This window comes from Corallococcus terminator (assembly GCF_003611635.1).
In the GTDB taxonomy this organism is placed as follows: Bacteria; Myxococcota; Myxococcia; order Myxococcales; family Myxococcaceae; genus Corallococcus; species Corallococcus terminator.
In genome coordinates this window covers 1-380 of sequence record NZ_RAVZ01000858.1, presented here as the reverse complement: position 1 = coordinate 380, position 380 = coordinate 1, and the positions used below count along the sequence as shown (strand labels likewise).

Annotated in this window: 1 protein-coding gene; it reads left to right on the top strand. The window is 73.2% G+C overall.

Annotation, left to right across the window (positions count from 1 at the left end; all coding sequences use genetic code 11):
* Positions 1-317 (top strand): SLOG cluster 4 domain-containing protein (locus D7V88_RS42485; RefSeq protein ID WP_504815132.1); only part of this gene is annotated, 317 nt, incomplete at its 5' end.
* Positions 318-380 lie beyond the last annotated feature (63 nt).

Sequence of the window (380 nt, the reverse complement as noted above, 5' to 3'; positions counted from 1 at the left end):
CGGAGGGCCTGTACCAGCCCCGGGCCGGCTACCCGAATCCGGACATCGAGCTGCCCATCTACACCCACCTGCCGCTCAGCGGGGAGCAGGGCACGGACCCCATGAGCCGCAACCACATCAACGTGCTGACGCCGCACGCCCTGGTGGCACTGCCGGGGGGCGCGGGCACCGCGGCGGAGGCCGTCCTGGCGCTGCGCTATGGCAAGCCGCTCATCCTGCACGGGCCACCCGAGGGCTTCCGGCGCTTCCCGGCGGAGGCCGAACGCACCACCTCCCTGGAGCGGGTGGCGGAATTCATGCTGGCGGCCACCCGGTAGCAGGGGGCCGCCAAATCCCTACAGGAGCGAGCAACCCGCCAACCCCGGACGGGGGCCTGGGGG